12 protein-coding genes are annotated in these 19,225 nt (G+C 61.3%); 7 read left to right on the plus strand and 5 right to left on the minus strand.

Annotation, left to right across the window (positions count from 1 at the left end):
• Positions 1–203: 203 nt before the first annotated feature.
• Positions 204–2,543, minus strand: a complete 2,340-nt coding sequence (locus VSP_RS07780) for an FAD-dependent oxidoreductase (protein ID WP_009959844.1) — start codon at positions 2,541–2,543, stop codon at positions 204–206.
• Positions 2,544–2,748: 205 nt separating this feature from the next.
• Here VSP_RS07780 and VSP_RS07785 point away from each other — a divergent pair, with 205 nt between their 5' ends.
• The gene (locus tag VSP_RS07785; RefSeq protein WP_157210792.1) at positions 2,749–4,863 is read left to right on the plus strand and encodes a hypothetical protein; all 2,115 of its coding nucleotides are present in this window, start codon (positions 2,749–2,751) and stop codon (positions 4,861–4,863) included.
• Positions 4,864–4,891: 28 nt separating this feature from the next.
• On the opposite strand, the gene VSP_RS07790 is transcribed toward VSP_RS07785, so the two are convergent.
• Positions 4,892–5,707 (minus strand): SDR family NAD(P)-dependent oxidoreductase, encoded by an 816-nt coding sequence (locus VSP_RS07790; protein ID WP_009959846.1) that lies wholly within the window; start codon positions 5,705–5,707, stop codon positions 4,892–4,894.
• 159 nt (positions 5,708–5,866) lie between these two features.
• Between VSP_RS07790 and VSP_RS07795 the strand changes: the two genes are divergently transcribed.
• A complete protein-coding gene (locus VSP_RS07795) occupies positions 5,867–7,972 on the plus strand; it encodes a LamG-like jellyroll fold domain-containing protein (protein WP_081452451.1) in 2,106 nt (701 codons plus the stop codon).
• Positions 7,973–7,982: 10 nt separating this feature from the next.
• Here VSP_RS07795 and VSP_RS07800 read toward each other — a convergent pair whose 3' ends face one another.
• Positions 7,983–8,630: a cyclic nucleotide-binding domain-containing protein gene (locus VSP_RS07800; RefSeq protein WP_009959848.1), complete on the minus strand. Its 648-nt coding sequence runs from the start codon at positions 8,628–8,630 to the stop codon at positions 7,983–7,985.
• A 206-nt stretch (positions 8,631–8,836) separates the two neighbouring features.
• Here VSP_RS07800 and VSP_RS34460 point away from each other — a divergent pair, with 206 nt between their 5' ends.
• Entirely contained in the window at positions 8,837–11,035 is a 2,199-nt protein-coding gene (locus VSP_RS34460) for a hypothetical protein (protein WP_009959849.1), read from the plus strand.
• 30 nt (positions 11,036–11,065) lie between these two features.
• Entirely contained in the window at positions 11,066–12,349 is a 1,284-nt protein-coding gene (gene dgt / locus VSP_RS07810) for a dGTP triphosphohydrolase (protein ID WP_009959850.1), read from the plus strand.
• A 1,033-nt stretch (positions 12,350–13,382) separates the two neighbouring features.
• On the opposite strand, the gene VSP_RS07815 is transcribed toward dgt, so the two are convergent.
• Positions 13,383–14,012 (minus strand): methyltransferase domain-containing protein, encoded by a 630-nt coding sequence (locus VSP_RS07815; RefSeq protein ID WP_009959853.1) that lies wholly within the window; start codon positions 14,010–14,012, stop codon positions 13,383–13,385.
• A gap of 118 nt (positions 14,013–14,130) precedes the next feature.
• Between VSP_RS07815 and VSP_RS07820 the strand changes: the two genes are divergently transcribed.
• Positions 14,131–14,847, plus strand: coding sequence for a thermonuclease family protein (locus VSP_RS07820; protein WP_009959854.1), 717 nt, complete (start codon positions 14,131–14,133; stop codon positions 14,845–14,847).
• Here VSP_RS07820 and VSP_RS07825 read toward each other — a convergent pair.
• Positions 14,837–15,760 (minus strand): helix-turn-helix domain-containing protein, encoded by a 924-nt coding sequence (locus VSP_RS07825; RefSeq protein ID WP_009959855.1) that lies wholly within the window; start codon positions 15,758–15,760, stop codon positions 14,837–14,839. The two genes, VSP_RS07820 and VSP_RS07825, sit on opposite strands and share 11 nt — an antisense overlap.
• A 548-nt stretch (positions 15,761–16,308) precedes the next feature.
• On the opposite strand from VSP_RS07825, the gene VSP_RS07830 reads away from it, so the two are divergent.
• On the plus strand, positions 16,309–17,586 hold the full coding sequence (locus tag VSP_RS07830; protein WP_009959856.1) for an MFS transporter: 1,278 nt from the start codon (positions 16,309–16,311) through the stop codon (positions 17,584–17,586).
• A gap of 220 nt (positions 17,587–17,806) precedes the next feature.
• Positions 17,807–19,198, plus strand: coding sequence for a Gfo/Idh/MocA family protein (locus tag VSP_RS07835; protein WP_009959857.1), 1,392 nt, complete (start codon positions 17,807–17,809; stop codon positions 19,196–19,198).
• The last annotated feature ends 27 nt before the right edge of the window (positions 19,199–19,225 follow it).

Here is a 19,225-nt window from a genome sequence, read left to right on the forward strand (position 1 = left end):
CTCGGTTGCTTCAGTCAGGGGCGACGCGTGGCAAGCGGAGCGCTTGCCCTACAGAGGCTCCACAGGGTCGCGGCCAACCTGCGACTACAGCTCCGCCGCTCCGACTTTTCACCCTCAACTTATCACTTCACAAAAAGGCGTGGAGTTGTCTCCACGCCTTTTGACTCATTGAACCTCATTCATGGCGCCAGGCCATTTTTTCATCACTTGGCAGGCAGCACCTGCACACTGTCGAGGTGCACGTTGCCGTTGGCTCCGGCGGTGCGGAAGACTACTGCGGCTTCTTCGCCAGCGTTGAACTTGAAGGTGCCAAGCGAGTGGAATCCTTTCGGCAGTTCCGCAGCCTTGCTCTGATCCACCTTGAAGGTCTTTTCGCCGTCGGCGCTCAGCACGGACACAGGCACCTCCTTGGAGCGGTTTTCGTGGGGCTGGTATGAGATGCGCACTTCGTATTTGCCAGTTTCCTTGACGCTGAAAGCGAAGCGGGCGGAGGCTCCTGCCTCTGCACCGTAGCGGTAGCCTTCATTGACGAAGGGTTTCAGCCCTTCACCCACGGCCCACTTGCCGGTCAACTCGGCGTCATTGTCGTCAATGACAATGCCTTCGAGGGTGTTGATGGCAATGTGGTCATGCACAATTTCGGGAAGCTTGGCGGCGTCCTTGGGCAGATAGAGGGGGGATTCGATGGCATCGCGGCGCATGGCACCGGGTTGCCGCATGAGGTCCTTGAGGTTGTCCAGGTACTGCTCATATACACCGCGCGGAGAGGTCTGGTGACGCACGCAGAGGTACGCTGCCTTGCCCACCACTTCACCCATCATGCCGCAGGTGCGCATCACGCGAGTGGAACCCAGAGCATTGTGGTCCACGGAAATATTGCGGCCCGCCATGAAGAGGTTTTCCACATCCTTGGAGTAGAAGCAGCGGTAGGGTACCGGGTAGCCGTTGCGGCGGTCCACCCCCTTGCCGAAGGCGGCGCGCGAGATGAACGGATTGTCCCCGTACTTCTTCATGTACTGCTCCTTGGGATAGTGGAGGTCCAGGTCCCAGGTGGTGGGCACGCAACCGTCCGGGAATTCCTTTTTGGAGACGATGTCCTCCTGAGTCAGCACAATGTCGCCTTGCAGCAGGCGTGACTCACGGGTCCCGCCAATGAAGGCCAGCCACTGGAAGCCGTAGTTGGCATACTTCTCCGGGTTGGACTTGCGCATGGCGCTGAAGGCACCGAAGACAGCGCGGAAGTTCCAGTCGCGCACGAGTTCGAGGTCTTCAATCGGGTGTTTGTCGAAGCCCGATTCCCAGAACCACTCGCCATGGAGCAGGTCGCTGGGCATGAAGGTGGTGTTCTGGGGGAAGTTCTTGGACTTAAGGGGGCGTGGGGTGGGGAAGTCTTCTTCAGGGGTCAACTCCAGGGCCCAGGGTGTTTCCGGCCAGCTTTGCGCCGCGTCCTGCTTTGCCACCACCCACATGTTGCTCATGCCCATGTGGCCTTTTTCCAGCATGGTGAAGCTGGCCTTGGCCAGGGCACCGAGGTAGCCGTGTCCGGTGCAGTCCACGAAGAATTTGCCCACGAACTTCTTCTCTTCACCGGTCTTGGTGTTGAGGGCCACGGCACCGCGGATCTTCGGCACGCGGCTCTTGTCCATCTCCACCTTCCAGACGTGGTTGTTGAGAAAGAGGTCGAGGTTCTTTTCCTTGCGAGCGACGCCTTCTTTGAGTTCGTCACCATATTCCTCCGGCAGGCCGGGACTGTTGCTGGCGCGGTCAGTGAATTCCTCCACGATCTCCCCCAGATGCGGGTAGAGGCCGCGGCGGGTGCCCCCCTGGGCCCACACCTGCACTTCGCTGGAGCCGTTGCCACCCAGCACAGGGCGGTTCTGGATCAGAGCCACTTTGAGACCCTGACGGGCACCGCTCAATGCGGCAGCCGTGCCAGCGTAACCGCCACCCACCACGACGAGGTCATACTCCTTCGTTTCGGGTGGCGTGTCTGGCAGTCCCAGTTCCTTGTGGCGGAAGCTGGCGAGGGCCTTGGCCTCCACCGGGGGCTTGGCGTCGAGGTCCGTGGTGAGGTAGATCGCATCCACGCGGCCGTTGAAGCCGGTCTTGTCCTGCAGGCCGACTTTGAGAGGGCCGGCCGCGAGGTCCACGGTGCCGCCATCATCCCACTGCCAGTCCTTGCCAGTGGTGCCGAAGTCCTTGTCCAGTGTCTTGCCGTTCAGGCTGAGCTGGAATTTGCCAGGAGCGCCTTTGGCGTCCCAGTGGCCCACCCAGTTCTTCGTGCGCACCCAGACGCGGTATTTACCGGCTGGCACGGACTTCTGAACCGTGGTGGTGGCGTCTTTCACGGGTGTCCCCAAGCCGTGGGCCATGAGGTAGGGGGAGCCTATGATCTCGATGAACTGGGTGTCCAGCACCCAGCCGCCGTAGATGTCGAATGACTCGGCCTCAATGAAAGCGGAGTTCGCAGCATGGGTCACAGCCGGGGACACAGCCAGTGTCATCGCGGCTGCCAGCAGGGTGGGCAGATGGGATCTCATCATGGGTTCAGTAAAAAGAGGAAGGCGCCTCCTCCGCACAGAGGCGCGGTGGGGGCAATAGCGTGAGTCCTGTAAGAGGAGTTTTGGACAACAAAGTTGGAGGGCTGTTTCTTTCGGCAGAGAGCGGATGTCCTGACCGGGTAAAGAGTTTTATCTTGCCTGTCGTGGAATCTTCCCGGCAGAATGCGCGTTCACGCACGTTCCTGCTATGAAACCCTCTTACGTCATTCCTGCGTTGTGGGCCGCTTTTTCGGCGGCTATTGTTCCTGCTCAACAAACGCCCTCGCCCCCAGTGGGCGTGGCTCAGGCTGCGCAACTGACTGCCGCACCCGACACCTGGAGTACCAAAACCTATCGGTTTCCTTCAGATGATCTGGGGACCGGGTTTGTCTCCCGGGACAAGGGGCAGCTCAGGGCTCCAAAGATGCCCAAGGCAAATGCAACCGAGGCCGAGGTGGCAGACTTCCTGAAGAAATCCGACGCTATTGTATCGCTTTACTTGAAGGATCAGGGGATCCCACTGCCTGAGGGCTCTGTAGTGGCGTATGATTCCGCCAATCAAACCCTGGTGATACGCACCTCCGGGAAGGCGCACGAGCAGATCGGTGCCTGGGCGACCACCTTGATCAACCAGGTGCCTGCCTCCCTGACCTTTGCCACCTATCTGATCGAGGCGGAGGCGACTGAAGTGCGCAAGCTTGTGAACGAAGCTGGCGGCAAAGGGGATCATTCGGCTCAGTTGGCCAAACTCAAAGCCTTGGTGGGAGAAGGGAAAGGCCGGCAGGTCGATCTGCTGCGCCTGGAGACGCGCAGCGGCCAGCGGGCGACCGTGGTGCACGGAGAAGAAAGGGTCAATGGCGTCGAGCTTTCGGGATCGAAGAATGGCTGGACGGCGCATGCCAATGACACCCGAGAGATTGGGGCGCGCATGGAGTTGGATCCCGTGCTCGGCCCAGATGGGGAGACGCTGGATATCAATATCGCCATTGATCATGACTATCGCCTGCCGTTGGACCGCTGGGAGCCCGTGGCGCAGACAGGCTCAGGGTTGCGCGCGGACGTTCGAGTGACTGACTACTACCGGGTAAACGTCACCACTGCCCAAACGATGCTGAGCGGCACGGCCCGGCTCCTGGGGGTATGGAAGCCTGAAGGCGCGCAAGAACCGGGGCGGGAAAACCGGTTGTTGGTGGCCATCGTCCGGGCGGATGTCGTGCCGCTGCTGGCAGCACTGGACCGTCAGTTGGAGACGATCTTTGCCGCACACGCAGAGAAACTGCGGCCCACTCCGACCGCCGCACCAGGGGTCGTGCAGGATCCGTCTCTGCCTGCGGGCATGATTATTCGACGTTTCAAGGTGGTGCCCAGCTTTCTGTCGGCTGCCGCTTCCAGAGATTCTGCGGCACCTGCCGCTGCCGCTGCGGCTGACCCCTTCGCAGCAGGGTCCATGCCGAATGAGCCCCGCATGACGGTGCGCATCACCGCACTGGATATCCTCCGAGCCCAGGGGATCGTTTTTCCTCAAGGCGCATCGGCAAATTTCAATGCGGCCACGAGCGAGCTGATCGTTCGAAACACCCCGGAGAACATGGCATTGGTCGAGACGTTCATCGACACCCTCACCTCAGTCCTGCCGATCAATGTTGCGTTTAATACCCAGATCGTGCAGGCGGACGGCACCTTCTTGCGCAAGCTAGAGGAAGAGTATGCCTCCCGTGCGGACCACGGAAAAATGTGGCAGGCGGTTGAGGAAGCCATCGCCCAAGGGCGAGCCAGCTACGTGCAATCCCTCTGGATTGGTACCCGGTCCGGGCAGCGGGTCATCACGCAAGTGAGGCGCGAGTATTCCTATGTGAGCGAGGCCGCGACTGAGAAGGAGGAGGCTCCAAAGAAGGCCGCCGACTCCAAGGCCACGCCACCTGAGCAGGCAGCAACTCCAGCTGCCGATGACGCCCAGAAGGCTGATGGGAGACTAAGCCCCGTCATCGAAATGCGTCCGGTGGGAACCTCTCTTGAATTGGATCCGGTCATCGATCCAGATGGCCGGACCATCGATGTCAACTACGCGCTGGAGCGTGACTATGCCGCGCCGACGTTGCGGCTGCCGCTGTCAAGCGATGATCCGAAGGTCATGAAGTTGGATGCCCCTGCCACAAGTTTCCACAGGGCAAGAATGACCACTTCGATCACCTACCTGCCAGGGATGATCCGGTTGATCGGTATCTGGAAACCTGAGGGGGCGCCGAATGCCGAAGGAGCGGATGTCATGCAGGCCGCTTTCATGCGAGCGAACCTTGATCCTGTGGGCCCGACCGACAAGTAGTTGGCCGGGTCCACCGATGGGGGACGGCCTATTTCTTGCGGGGCAGCGCGCGTGTTGCCCCGCCGCTGATGCCGCCGTCCACCAGCAGCGTCTGGCCGGTGACGTAGCGGCTGCCTTCAGAGGCGAGGAAGAGGAGGGGGGACTCGAGATCGTCCATGCTACCGGGGCGTTTCACTGGGATGCGGTCGGTCAGGTAGTCCACCCAGTCGGCATCCTGGTACATCACGGCGTTCTGTGCGGTCTTGAACCAGCCGGGGGCCAGGACGTTGACGGTGATGCCGTCCTTGCCCCAGTCATCGGCCAGGCTCATGGCGAGTTGTTTCACCCCACCGCGGCTCGCGCCATAGGGGGCCAGACCAGCATAACCTGCCACGCAGGTGACGGAGCCGATGAGGATGATGCGCCCGTACCGGGCGGGGATCATGAGTTCCTTGGCGGCCTGTTGGGCGAGGAAAAACGAGCCCCGCAGGTTGGTGTCGAGAATGAGGTTCCAGTCATCCCAGGTGACGTCCACAGAGGGCTTGCGCACGTTGCAGCCCGCGTTGCAGACGAGGATGTCCAGCTTGCTGTAGTGGGCCTTGGCCTCCTGAACGGAGGCCACAATGCTTTCATAGGACCGCACGTCCAGCTCCAGCGGGAGCGCCCGGCGCCCCAGGTCTTCCACCCGCTTCACGATGTCGTCCAGGGACTTCAAGGTCCGGCTGGTGAGCACCAAATCCGCGCCGGCCTGGGCCAGAGTCATGGCGAAGCGGTCCCCCAGACCACGGGAGGTGCCGGAGACAAATGCGACCTGTCCGGCGAGGGAAGGTGTGGACGGAGAGGGGGGCGAAGCGGGACTGCTCATGGTATGGGTGAGTGAGAAAAAGGAGCGGTTATCAAACGCAGGGAGCGGCCCGGTGGCAAGGAGATGTCCTTCGATTTATAGTCGCCCCTTGTCCCCGCGTGGCACTTTCCCGCATCCTAAGCTTGGAAACGCGTTATTTTGGCTATATAAAATATTTGCATGCCAGCAACCTTCCGCTGCCCAATGTACTTCACAGGCCGGGCTCGACCTCTGGGCCTGTGGTTGACGCTGAGTTTTGTGCTAGGTGGCCCCCTGTTGCGGGCGGCTTCGCCCGCGTCCAGCAAGGCGGCGAAGCCCAAGCCTCCGGCTGCCATCCCGGTGGCCCAAGTGCCCTCGGTCGTGGAGGGGTTGCAGGCGCTGGGCAGTGGTCCCGCCCGTCTGGTGTGGGTGCTGGGGCGGGATGTGGAGGACCTGTTTGTGCAGGGGAAGACCGGGCAGCTCTATGTGCTGGACACAGAGGATGGCAAAGGCCAGCGCTGCCTGCTGGAGGAGGTGACCAGCTACGCGAAGCCCATGCTCTCCCCCGATGGCCGGCAGATTGTCTTCACCAATCTGGACCAGAAGGCGGTCTTCGCGGTGAACTTCGACGGCACCGGGTTGCGCAAGTTGGTGGAGGGGTATGCTTCCGATGTCTGGTGGGACCCGGGAACCAGCCACACCTGGGTGTATGTGCGCCAGGGGTATCGGGACACGCGGGGGGGCGTCATTCGCTGCCGGCTGGACAATCCAAAGGTGGTCGAAAAGGTCTGGCAGGCTGCGCCGACAGGGCAGCCCTTTATTTCCTATTTCCAGCTCAGCCGGGACGGCAGTGCGGCGGTGGATACCTTCCCCTGGCCGCAGGTGGGGCTGGCCAACATCGCGGAAGGCGGCTACTCCGCCTTGGGCAAGGGCTGCTGGCCGGGCATCGCCCCGGATGACAGCGACCGCTGCTTCTACTTCACCGGCACGCACAACGCGATAGTGCTCTCGGACACCTTTGCCAAGACCACCCGGACGATCTCGATGACGACCATGCCGGGGCTGAGCTCATCCACGGCGTTCCACCCCCGCTGGAGCAATCACCCCCGCATTCTCACGGTGACCGCCCCGGAGGGAAAGCCGGACACGGAACTGTATGCCGGCATCTTCGACGTGAACTTCACGAAGATCGAGAAATGGGTGCGAATCACCCACAACCAGCAGGCGGAGTGCTTTGGTGATGCGTGGTTTGCGACCGGCATCCAGCCCGTGAAGACGGAGTCTTCGTTCGCCAGGAAGCGGGAGACCACGAAGCTCAAGACGGTGAGCCCGGGGCTGGTCTTTCGTTGGGAGAATGAGAAGGCCACGAATGCCATCTTTGATCCGGATGGTGGAAATAACCGCTTCTGCCGTGCGGTGCTGGAAGGGGATGCGGTGCCCAACGCGTGGTCTGGCGCGGAGTTGCGGAACGGTGCCCTGGTGGCGGATGAGGAAAGCACGGCCGCGGTCGTGCAGGCCTGCTCTGGGCAGCAGGCATTCAGCCTCGCGTTCAGCGCGCAGGCGGCCAGGACGGGCAATGATGCGAAAGGCACGCTGGTGGCGATTGGCCGGCAGGGCAAGGTGCCTTCGCTCAGCGTGGATCAGGTGGGGCCCGCGTTGTTTGTCACCGTGCAGACTGATGATGGCAGGGTGAAGCATCTGGGCATGGGGGCGGTGTCTGACCGTGAACCCACGCAATGGCTGCTGGTGTATGCAGATGGTCTGCTGGAGTGCTATCGAAATGGCTTGATGGAGCGAAGCAGCAGTGTGCGGCCGGAATTCATGAGCTGGAGCACCTCCAGTCTCCGCTTTGGTTCCCGCTCCGATGGCACAGAACCCTGGCAGGGGGCGCTCGATGGCATTGAGATTTTCCAGCGTCCTCTGGCACCGCGGGAGGTGGCGGACCTCTACACGCATGAAGCGGGAAACTGGGCCCAGCGCGCTGCGCCGCCCCGCCTGGTGGTGGAGGCGGAACTGGAGGAACGCAGCGCCCTGCCGGATCCTGCGAAGATTGCGCCGTACACCCGCGCGCTTGTGGAGAGCGTGTGGAAGGTGCGCAAGGTGCTGAACGGGACCCTCAAGGAAAAGCGGCTGGTGGTGCTGCACTGGTGCATCCTGGGCAGCCAGCCGGTGGAGACCCCTGCCAAGCCGGGGACACTGAAGCGCTTGACCGTCGAGCCGCTGGAGGCGCATGCCCAACTACAGGGCGAACTGCGGGCAACCGACGTCCTGGACGCCGAACTGCCCGTGTTTTACGAAGTCCGTTGAGAAGGGCCAATTACCGGCGGGTCTTGCCGCGAGCTGCTGGCTTCGCCTTGGCGAGGGGCTTGCGCTTGGCGCTGACGGGCCGACGCGTCGGAGCGGCCTTCGTGCGGGAGGCTTTGGGGGCGGGCACAGGGTTGCCCTCCGCTTTGCCAGATTGCTCCTCCAACTGCCCGCGCAGGAGTTTGACTTCCAGCTCCAGCTCTGAAAGCCGACGGGATGTGTTCTGGAGGCGGGAGGCGGTAATGCGGGCGATAAACTCAAAGAGCGCCGCATAGAAGGCGGGATACTCCTCACGGGGCTTGATGTCCTGCAGGAATTTCTGGTCCACTGCCAGGCAAACGGAAGGCTTGGCGGCCACGACGGTGGCGGACCGAGTGTCTTCGTTGACGAGCGCCAGTTCGCCAAAGATTTCGCCGGGGCGGGTGATCGTCACGAGGCTCTTGCCATCCTTGCGGACTTCCATGGCCCCGCTCAGCAAGATGTAAATGCGGGAATCGACCGCGCCTTCTTGAATGATCGCGTCGCCCACTTCGCACTGAATGTAGCTGCTTGAATTCAGCACGTCATCCAGCTGCTCCTCGCTGAACGAGCCCAAAAAGGGCACGGACCGGAGCGCTTCGGGCACTTGGCCATGCTCGTGAATAAACGCGAATTCTTTCATGTGGGTGAGATTGTGTCAAAAAATGAGGAAGAAGGAAAGGGTGCAGTCACGGGGAGCAGCAAAAACCAAGCCCGTCGTGTCGCAAGTGACAAGGCTTCCTCCGGGGCTGTTCATTTTCAATGACAAACTCGTTCATGTTTTTGCGAATCTGCGGGTCAAATCACGTGGTTGCGCAGACGGTGACGCATGATTAAGTTTTCCGTTCCATGAAAATATCCCCCAGACTGCGTTATCACGCGCTGTTCCTGTCAGCCGGTGTCACCCTGGCGCTGACCCAATGTGACAAGAAAGAAGCCCCCGGCACGGGTGCCGACTCTGGCGCTGGAGCCCCGCCGAGTGTCGCTCCCGCATCGCCGTCCCCGGCCGCAGTGATCCCGCCGCCCAAGGCACCGTCTCTGGCAGATCATGCGACGAAGTTGGGTTTCATGGCCAAGCTGCCGGTGGGCACCGAGTTCTACCTGGGCACCACGCAGCTCAAGCAGCATCTGGATGAGTTGAAGAAGTCTGCCTACTGGAAGGACATGAACGCGCTGGTGCAGGACAAGACCCCGGCACCGACGGCAGGAGACAAGTCTCTCAGCACCTTGCAGGAACTGTGGGGGGATGATCTCTTCATCGCAGGTGGTGCCGGATTTGCCCAGACGGTGGCGATGCTGCGGGATTTCAACCGCCTCTACAATGAGGTGTACTTCAAGGCCCTCCTGGCAGGGGGGGCTGCCAGCCTGAAAGGTGAAGAGGTGGGATCCAACCCCATGATCTACCTGCAATCGTTCCTCAGTGATCCCTCATCGATCGAGCGGCTGGCAGACTTTATTGGCAAGTTCGAGCTCATGCCCCTGGTGGTGGGTGTGAAGACGGCGAAGCCAGAAGAGGCCCTCGCATTCCTGAACAATACCAAAGAACTGGAGGAGAAGAAGATCTTCCAGATGAGCGACGTGAAGACCCCTGGCGGTCATGACTTCCGCGTGGCCACGATCGATCTCGCCCTGCTGCTCCCCGAGGAGAATCAGGCCCAGATGCTGGCCATGGTGCCTGAAGGGCTGCCAGAGCAGACGGTCAAGACGATTGAGAAGGCCTATGACGCCGTGCAGGCGAAGAAGCTCAAGCTCGCCTGGGGTGTGGTGGACAGTCATCTCGTGCTGGCCTGTGGCATGAATCTGGATCACCTGAACCTGGTGGCGGATCCAGCAGCGTCAGTGCTCTCCAAGCCGGAGATGGCCCGTCTGCTTCCCTACACGGGCAAGAACCTAGTGGGTCTGACCTACGCCAGCTCCGCGACCATGGGTGCTCTCAATGATGACCAGCCTTTCGTGCCGATGCTGCGCGGCCTGGTGGATGCCATGAAGCAGAACGAAATGTTCAAGGAAATGGGCAACGTGCTGGACACGCAGCTTAGGGAACTGGTCCCGCTGGAGAAGGCGGTCTATGGTGCGGAAAGCAGCACGCTGACGGCCGCTGCCTGGTGGGACAAAGGGGTTCACTTCGAATCCTACGGCGGGATCAAGCCACGCTTCCTGGACCAAGGCAAGCCACTGGACTACGCCAAGCTCATCGACAAGGCAGGTGTGGTCTTCGGCATTGCCTACCACCGGAACGAAGGCTACGGCAAAGACTTCCGTGCCTGGATGGAAAAGCTGGTGGGCATGCTCTACACCGGTACTCAGGAGCTGGTGAAGGCGGGAATCGCCGGACCGGATGGCGGCCAGCAGTTCGCCCAGTTTGAATCCACCTTCCTCCCCGTGCTGCTGAAGGCCTATGAGGCGGACAAAAACATGGACGACAACGGCATGGGCAGTGAACTGGCCGTGATCCTGGACGTGAACGGCAAGATGCCTGAACTGCCCGGCCTGCCGCCGGAGTCCAAGGGTTCGAAGTTCCCCCGCATCACCACGGTGGGTGCGGTGAAGGACCGGGAAGTGCTGGGCAAGGGCTGGACGACGATCAGTGACTCCATCAACGGGTTGATCCCGTCGGAGCCCGGCGCCCCCTCGCTCTTCAAGCTGGGCGATCCCATCACCTCCGAGAAAAACGGTGTCACCACCTACTTCTACGGGCTGCCCTTCCTGAGCGGAGATCTCCTGCCCGTGGCGAGTGTGAATGACAAGGTCCTGCTCCTCAGTACCTCGAAAGAGGCGGCGGAGTCCTTTGCGGGCGACCTGAACCAGCCAGCGACAAGGACGGTGGACGGTTGCGTGTGGAAGCTGGATGTGGGTGCCCTGGCCGACTATCTGGCGGTGGCCTCCACGCTCTCTCCCACCCAGACCCCGGAGAAGGCCAAGGAACTCAAGGAAAACCTCAAGTGGGTGAAGCCCTTTGGAGCGCTGGACGGCAGGATCTTTGAAGAGAATGGTGTGACCCGGAACTCCCTGCATTGGGCGATTTCCGACGTTGTTTCCTTCGACTGATCTCTGTTTCTCCCCATCTCAAGCGCCGCAATGTCCGCGAACCGTCTCTACTCGGCCTTTGATACCGAGCATCCCAAGCCCCGGCATACTTCAGGCCAGGACCACCGGACGCCGTTTCAAATCGACCGGGACCGGATACTGCACAGTTCCGCATTGCGGCGCCTTCAGGGAAAGACCCAGGTGTTTTACTCCTTTCTGGGTGGGGAGTACGATTTCTACCGCACGCGCCTCACCCACAGCCTGGAGGTGGCCCAGATTGGACGCTCCATCTGTGGCTGGCTCAGCAAGTCGAGCGACCTGCTGAGAGACGGGGAGAGCGTGGATGCGGACCTCGTGGAGGCTGCCTGCCTGGCGCATGACCTTGGGCATCCGCCCTTTGGCCACACGGGAGAGCGGGCTCTGCATGATCTCATGGCCCCGTATGGAGGGTTCGAGGGAAATGCCCAAACGCTGCGCCAGCTTACGGTGACCCTCTTTGCCGAGAGCCGCGATGGCATCAACCCCACCCGGGCGCTGCTGGATGGAGTGCTCAAGTACAAGACCCTGCAGGTGGAGACACCGGAGGCGGCCAATCACTATCTCTACAACGACCAGGAGACCTATCTGGATTTCGTCCTCGGTTCGCAGGCCTTTCCCGCTGAGCTGACCCCGGGCAAGGAGCGCAATGGATTCCGCTCCCTGGAGTGCCAGATCATGGACTGGGCGGATGACACAGCATATTCCATCAATGACCTGGCCGACGCCATCCAGGCGGGATTCATCACGCCGGTCAAACTGGAGGCCTGGGCCACCCAGGGGGTTCTCTCAGATGCGGAAGCCGCTCATGTGGACTTCCTGCTCAAGGCCATGCGTGACGGCAAGGTGGAGGCGCGTCTGGGGCGGAGCATCGGCGAGCACATCCGCGCCTGTCGCCTGGAGGAGCGGGGTAATTTCCTCAGTGCCAGCACGCGTCGCTATCATTTTGGTCTGGTGGTGGAGCCTGACATTGCCGCCCGCGCCCGCGTGAACAAGCGCATCGCCAAGGAACTGGTGTTCGACACTCCGCAGCTTCAGCAGCTGGACTTCAAGGCTGCCAGCGTGATCGAGCGGCTCTTCAATGCGTTGAGAGATCATTACATCGAACCCGCGCCGGGGCGTCGCTCCCTGCATTTGCTGCCAGAGCCCGTGGCAAAGGCCATCAAGGCCGAGCCGGAGAAAGAGCAGCGCGCCCGTCTGGTGTGTGACTGGATCGCGAATCTTACAGACCGCAGCGCCTTCCGCGTACACCAGCGCCTGTTTGACACGAGCGCCGGGGCATTGGAGGATTTGTTGTAGAGAGACAGAAGACTGGAAGACAGAAGACGCAAGACATGAGTTCACGCACGGCTGGATGTGCTGGGCGGGCTCACCAGAAGAAGGGGACATTCTTGTTCCGGTCCGATCCAAGTGCCAGGTCGGGTGAATTCTCGCGCCCAGTCGAAGCTCGTAGCTGCACTTGTGAAAGTGCGGAAGGGTGGCGCGGCCTTGCGGGGTGAGCGGTGTGTGGTGGGTGGCGAGCGGCCTGATCGCGTTCTTACGAACCCAGCCACGACTGAGCGGCTTCCCGCAGGTAGCTCGTAGCTGCACTTGTGAAAGTGCGGAAAGGTGGCGCGGCCTTGCGGGGTGAGCTGTGTGTGGTGGGTGGCGAGCGGCCTGATCGCGTTCTCACGAACGCAACCACGACTGAGGAAGTCCCTGCGCCAAGACGAAGCTCGTAGCTGCACTTGTAAAAGTGCGGAAGGTGGCGCGACCTTGCGGGGTGAGCTGTGTGTGGTGGGTGGCGAGCGGCCTGATCGCGTTCTCACGAACGCAACCACGACTGAGAAAGTTCCCGCGCACCGTCGAAGCTCGTAGCTGCACTTGTGAAAGTGCGGAAGGTGGCGCGGCCTTGCGGCGTGAGCGGTGTGTGGTGGGTGGCGAGCGGCCTGATCGCGTTCTCACGAACGCAACCACGACTGAGAAAGTTCCCGCGCACCGTCGAAGCTCGTAGCTGCACTTGTGAAAGTGCGGAAGGTGGCGCGGCCTTGCGGGGTGAGCTGTGTGTGTTGGGTGGCGCGCGGCCTGATCGCGTTCTCACGAACGCAACCACGACTGAGGAAGTTCCCGCGCACCCTCGAAGCTCGTAGCTGCACTTGTGAAAGTGCGGAAAGGTGGCGCGACCTTGCGGGGTGAGCTGTGTGTGTTGGGTGGCGCGCGGCCTGATCGCGTTCTCACGAACGCAACCACGACTGAGAAGCTTCCCGCAGGGGTCTTGGGATTCCTCTGTACAATACCCCACCAGACGCGCCAGCATCGGCAGCCCCACTTTTCACTTATCACTCTCAACTTTTCACTCCGCCTTCACCGCCTTCGCCGCCTTCACCGCGATCAGCACCCGCTCCCGTCCCACCCGGCCCGAATAGCCGGTCGTGGGTACCCACGACTCCTGCACTCTGAACCCCGCCTCTTCCCAGAGCCCGGTCAACTCCTCCGGGGAGATGCCAAAGGGAGGACCAGTTTCGCCGGGATCCATCTCGGGATCGATGAAGAACACGCCGGCCACATGGCCCTCGACTTTAAGCGCGGCAGCCACGCCCTGGATATAGGCCTTCCGCAAGGCCGGATCCAGCGCGCACAGGCAGGTGTGCTCCCAGACGAGGTCGAACTTGCCTCTGAGTTCCTCCGGCAGGTCGAACAGACTTGCCAGTACATACTGAACGCCCTGGCCTGCGTCCAGTGACCGCGCACGGTCCACGGCCAGCGGGGCAATGTCCACCCCTGTGGTGCGGCAGCCTTGAGCGGCCAGCCAGCGGGCGTCAGACCCGGTTCCGCAGCCTGGCACCATCACCTCGCCCTGGAAGAGCTGGGGATGACGCTGCTGCACCTCCGCCAGCACGGGTGTGGGCAGGCCTTTGTCCCATGGGGTGGCACCCGTTTCGTAGAGTTCGTTCCAGTTGGTAGATGCGATTTCAGGTTTCAAAATGAGGATGAGAAATTAAGATGTGTTGATCAGTGTGACCCTGGCCTGCTCATCGATGGAGCCTTCGTGGATTCATCCATCCAATACGACGCCACCCCAACCCACGAGACCAAAGTTCATGCCGCCCCGCGCCGCCATCAGCAATTTCATCATGACCGTGGTGATCCTGTTCTTCATGTTGATGCTGGGCATGTTGCTGAAGGCCCGCTACCGGCTGCCATCGGAAGCGAAGGGGGAGTCGGAGGACTCTGTGCCGAAGGCCATCCCCGTAGCCATCCCGGTGGAGGAGACCGTCTATGAAACGCGGGCGTACAAAGAGGGGGACTGGTGGGTGTTGCCCCACCCGGAGCTGGTGGTGAGCCGTGCCAGTGAGCCAGACACCCTGCGCATCCGCAGTGGACCGAAGGAGGACGTCTTCACCCTCTACTTCGTGGACGCTGCTGAAACCACGTGGATGCGGCCCCGTCGGTTGCGCGATCAGGCGGAGTTCTTTCGCAAGGCTCCAGATGATCTGGTGATAGAGGCAGGGACAAAGGCGCTGGGCTGGGTGACGGATCTGCTCTCCAAGCGCCCCTTCACCGTGTACACGAAGTGGGGGCGGGTGCCGGAGACGGAGCGTTACTACGCCTTCATCAAGGTGGAGGTGGAGCCTGGGAAGTTTGAGGATCTGGGCGAGATGCTGGTTCGCCGGGGCTACGCCTCGCCTGCGGGACAGCAGACCCGGCCCATGCCAGAGAGCCTGCCCCCCGTGGAGCGCTACATTGCCAGCCTGGGCAAGGCGATGGCACAGGCCAAAGCCGAGCGGACGGGACTGTGGCATGCCGTCACCCCCTGACTGGGGAACGCGCTGGGGCCGGGGCGGGTGCGTCTTCCCCCGGGGAGAGTCCATGAGCATCTGATGCCCGGGCCGTCTGCAGGGCGGGTGGCCTGGGATTGGCCCCCTCGCTGGGGACAAAGCCAGGAGCAGCCTGCGAAAGAATAAGCGCGGCGGTGGTGCGGTCCTCCGCGCCGATGTGGTTGAAGATGCTGCGCAGGTGAAATTTCACGCCGGCCTGGGTGACGTTCAGCAGTTGAGCGATGACGGGGTTGGATTTCCCAATGGCCAGCCACACCGCCACGTCCAGTTGTCTTGGGGTGAGTTCCGGGTACACAAGCATGAGCCGCTGGCGGAGCCCCATGTTCCGCGCTGCCCGCTGGGAGGCGTGCGTGTACAAGGTCTCAAAATGCTGGCGCAGCAGGGTCGCGATGGCCCGGTCCTCTTCTTTGAAGGGAACGCTGCTCCGGCGCATGGCTCCAAAGGCGATCACCTTCGTGTCGCAGGGGAAGTTGAACCCCAGCACATGCTTCACGCCGATGGGGCCGTACACCTGTTGGATGATGGGGTTGGCCGCGAGTTCCGCGGGCGACATGCACTCCGCCGCAAAGAGCACACGTCCTTGATAGTACTGGGGCAGGGCCTCAAAGAAGGGATGACCCCGTGGTGTCGTGGCGTATCGGTTCAGGGCTTCCCGTACATTTGGTGAGTCATCTGTACACATGCCGCGGTTCTGCCAGGTGGTGTGGTCCACCTCTCCATACACGGCAAAATCGGAAATGGTCAGCTCACGGAGCAGCTCCGCCGTCAGACGGGGGAACTGGGCGAGTTCCGGCTCATTGCCATACAGGTCCACGAGTCGGCTGTTGAGCAGGGATTGGCGGGGGTCTGCGGCGGAATCGCTGGCGGCTGGGGGTACAGGAGCGTTCGTCATGCTGGTAAAAGCGGGAATTCCTGTCGTCAGAGTGGATCCACTTCTGCAACAGCATGTTAAAATACTATCCGATGGGTCAGTTGTCCCCAACGAAGTATTTTGGCATGTTGGCTCCAGGTAAAGTTCTGCCTTGGAAGCATCTGTGAAAGGGTGCCTTCAGGCTCTGAGCTTTGGCTGCACAGTTTCACACTTCCCTTGACGGATTCCAGAAGGCGTTGCCCGTAGGATGCCCTGCTCATACTGGACTCTGCTTCAAGACCCCACACAGAGCCCCGCCTGAATCTTGAGGCGGGGCTCTGCTGTTTGCAGGGCCAAATTTCAAGAAACCACCTGACGAATGAGGGAACGGATTCGTTGGGGGCAATCTTAGGGGGGGTGCCATTTTTCCGTCTTTGCAGACGGTTAAAAAACGTCGGGACAGTTTTTGCGCTGAAAGCGTGCAAGAAGTTTTCCCATCGCAACGCCGGGCAGGCTGGTGGGTAAGCAGACGATTCAGTCCGGTAATTCGGGCTTGCCACATAACGCAGAGGCCTTCACACTCGCGCGCCATGTCCCAGACCGTCACCCGACTAAGAGATCTGACCAAGCAGCAAAAACGTTCCGGTCTGGCCGCGTGGCTGGGCTGGTTGTTCGACGGACTGGACATGCATCTCTACACGCTGGTGGCGACGCCCTTTGTGGCGGCCCTCCTGCTGACGGACACTGGAGATCCGCAGGTGAAGGTGAAGTCCGCCATCATTCAGGGGCTGTTCCTGGTGGGGTGGGCGCTCGGTGGCGCGTTCTTTGGCCGGGTGGGGGATCTCCTGGGGCGTCGGAAGGCGCTGGTGCTGACCATCCTTACCTATGCGTGCTTTACCGGCCTGTCCGCCATTGCCCAGACGTGGTGGCAGCTTGGGATCTTCCGCTTCCTGGCCGCCCTGGGCATCGGTGGGGAGTGGGCCGTGGGAGCTTCTCTGTTGGTTGAGACCTGGCCGAAGAATTGGCGCCCGTGGATCGCGGCGGTGCTCCAGAGTGCCGTGAACTGCGGCATCATGCTGGCGTGCCTGGCCGGATTCATCCTCAAGGAGGATGAGAGCAACCGCCTGATCTTCCTGGTGGGCATTCTGCCCGCGCTGATCACCCTCTGGATCCGCAAGGCGGTGCCGGAGACAGAGGAATGGGAGGCGGCTCAGAACAAGGTGAAGCCTCCGGGGGTGATGGAGCTCTTCAGCCCCCAAGTACGAGGAGTCACCTGGCGGGTGCTGCTGATCTGCGCCGTGTCGCTCACGGCTCACTGGGCCTTCATGTTCTGGCAGCAGGCGCATGTCCGGGCCCTGCCGGAGTTCGCCAATGTAACGGCCGCTGAAAAGAACAGTGTGGCCGTGACATCGCTCTTCTGGGTGATGGTGGGGTCGGTGATCGGGAATTTCGTGGCCGGCGGTCTGGCCAAGATCATGGGCTATCGCAAGGCGATCGTGCTCATGCTGGCCGCTTACGCTGGCTCGATGTGGTTGTGCTTTCATACGACCTGGAGCTATCAGGCCACGCTGTGGCTCTTCGCTCTCATCGGCCTCTGCCAAGGTGTGTTTGGCCTCTTCACCATGTGCCTGCCTCCGCTCTTCCCCACGCTGCTCCGCACCACCGGGGCAGGGTTTTGCTACAACTTCGGCCGGATCGTGGCTGCCGCGGGGACGGTCTATTTTGGCCTCGCCGCCACGGGCAAGGTGGATGACTACCGCATCGCCCTGCTGAATGCCGGCTACCTCTTCATTCCCGCCGCGATCGTCGCCTTCCTGCTGCCGCAGGAGAAGGATCAGGATGACCAGGTGAATCAGCCTGCGGACTAAGAGGGGGATTATGAATTATGAATTATGAATTATGAATTATGAATTATGAATTATGAATTATGAATTAGGAATTAGGAATTAGGAATTAGGAATTAGGAATGGGGCCGCGTTCTGCTGGCGAAATACTCGCGTCAGGAGAATTCAATTCCTAATTCCTAATTTCCCTCCGCTGATGGAAATGGGCGGCATGGAGCGTTGAGTCCATCTTCACGCTCCCTCCATGAACTCCCCGACCTCCCTTCAGAATACGAATACTCGGCGCGACTTCCTCAAGAACGCCACCCGGGCCACTGCCGGACTTTCCGTGCTCTCCGGCATCAGCATTCCCTATGTGCATGCCCAGGGGGATGACACGGTGCGGGCTGCGCTGATCGGGTGCGGCGGTCGTGGCGCAGGCGCAGCCAGCAACTCCATGTCGGTGGGGAACGCCTCCATCCGCCTGGTCGCCATGGCGGATGTGCAGAAGAACCGGCTGGATGCGGCGCATGAGGCGCTCTCCAAGAAACACCCGGACAAGATGTCCGTTTCGGAGGACGCGAAGTTCATCGGGTTCGATGCCTACAAGCAGGCGGTGGACATGCTCAAGCCTGGAGATGTGGCCATCTTCGCCACGCCCCCCGCCTTCCGCTGGGTGCACTTCAAGTACGCGATTGAAAAGGGCGTGAACATCTTCATGGAAAAGCCGCTGGCGGTGGATGGCCCCACGGCCAAGCGCATGCTGGAGCTGAATGAAGAGGCAAAGAAAAAGGGGCTGAAAGTGGCCGTGGGCCTCATGTGCCGCCATTGCAAGATCCGCAAGGAGCTCTACAACCGTGTGCAGGACGGCGCTATTGGGGATCTCATTCTGGCACGTGCCTACCGCATGCAGGCCCCCGTGGCCTCCTGCTTCTCCAAGCGCCGCCCGGAGGAGACCCCGGAACTCATCTGGCAGATCCAGCGTTTCCACTCCTTCCTGTGGGCCAGCGGTGGCTCATACAGTGATTTCTTCATCCACAACATCGATGAAGCGTGCTGGATGAAGAACGACTGGCCCGTCGAGGCGCAGGCCAGCGGCGGGCGCACGGATCGAGGAGAGTACGTGGACCAGAACTTCGACCACTACTCAGTGGAGTACACCTGGAAGGACGGCTCCAAGTTCTTCTTTGAAGGGCGCAACATCACCGGCTGCCGCAACGAGTTCTCCACCACCATTCACGGCACCAAGGGCAGCGCCATTGTCTCCACGGCCGGGCATCTGCCGGCCCGCAGTGCCATCTTCAAAGGGCAGCGCCGCAGCGCAGAAGAGACCGTATGGAAGGGCGAATCCCCGGAGCCCAATCCCTATCAACTGGAGTGGGACGACTTCCTTCATGCCATCCGCCACAACGAGACCTACAATGAGATGGAGCGTGGTGTGCAGGCCAGTCTGGTGACCTCCATGGGACGCATGGCGGCGCATACCGGCCAGATCATCACCTATGATCAAATGCTGAACTGCCCGCATGAGTTCGCGCCGGATGTGGACAAGCTCACGCTGGATTCACCCGCACCGATCCGCGAGGACGCCAATGGTCGCTATCCCGTGCCGCTCCCCGGCGTGAACCGGGATCGCGAGTTCGCCGTTCCCGCCTAGGGCTCAAGGCGGTTGTTGGAAATCACC

It is taken from the genome of Verrucomicrobium spinosum DSM 4136 = JCM 18804, assembly GCF_000172155.1.
Taxonomy (GTDB): Bacteria; Verrucomicrobiota; Verrucomicrobiia; order Verrucomicrobiales; family Verrucomicrobiaceae; genus Verrucomicrobium; species Verrucomicrobium spinosum.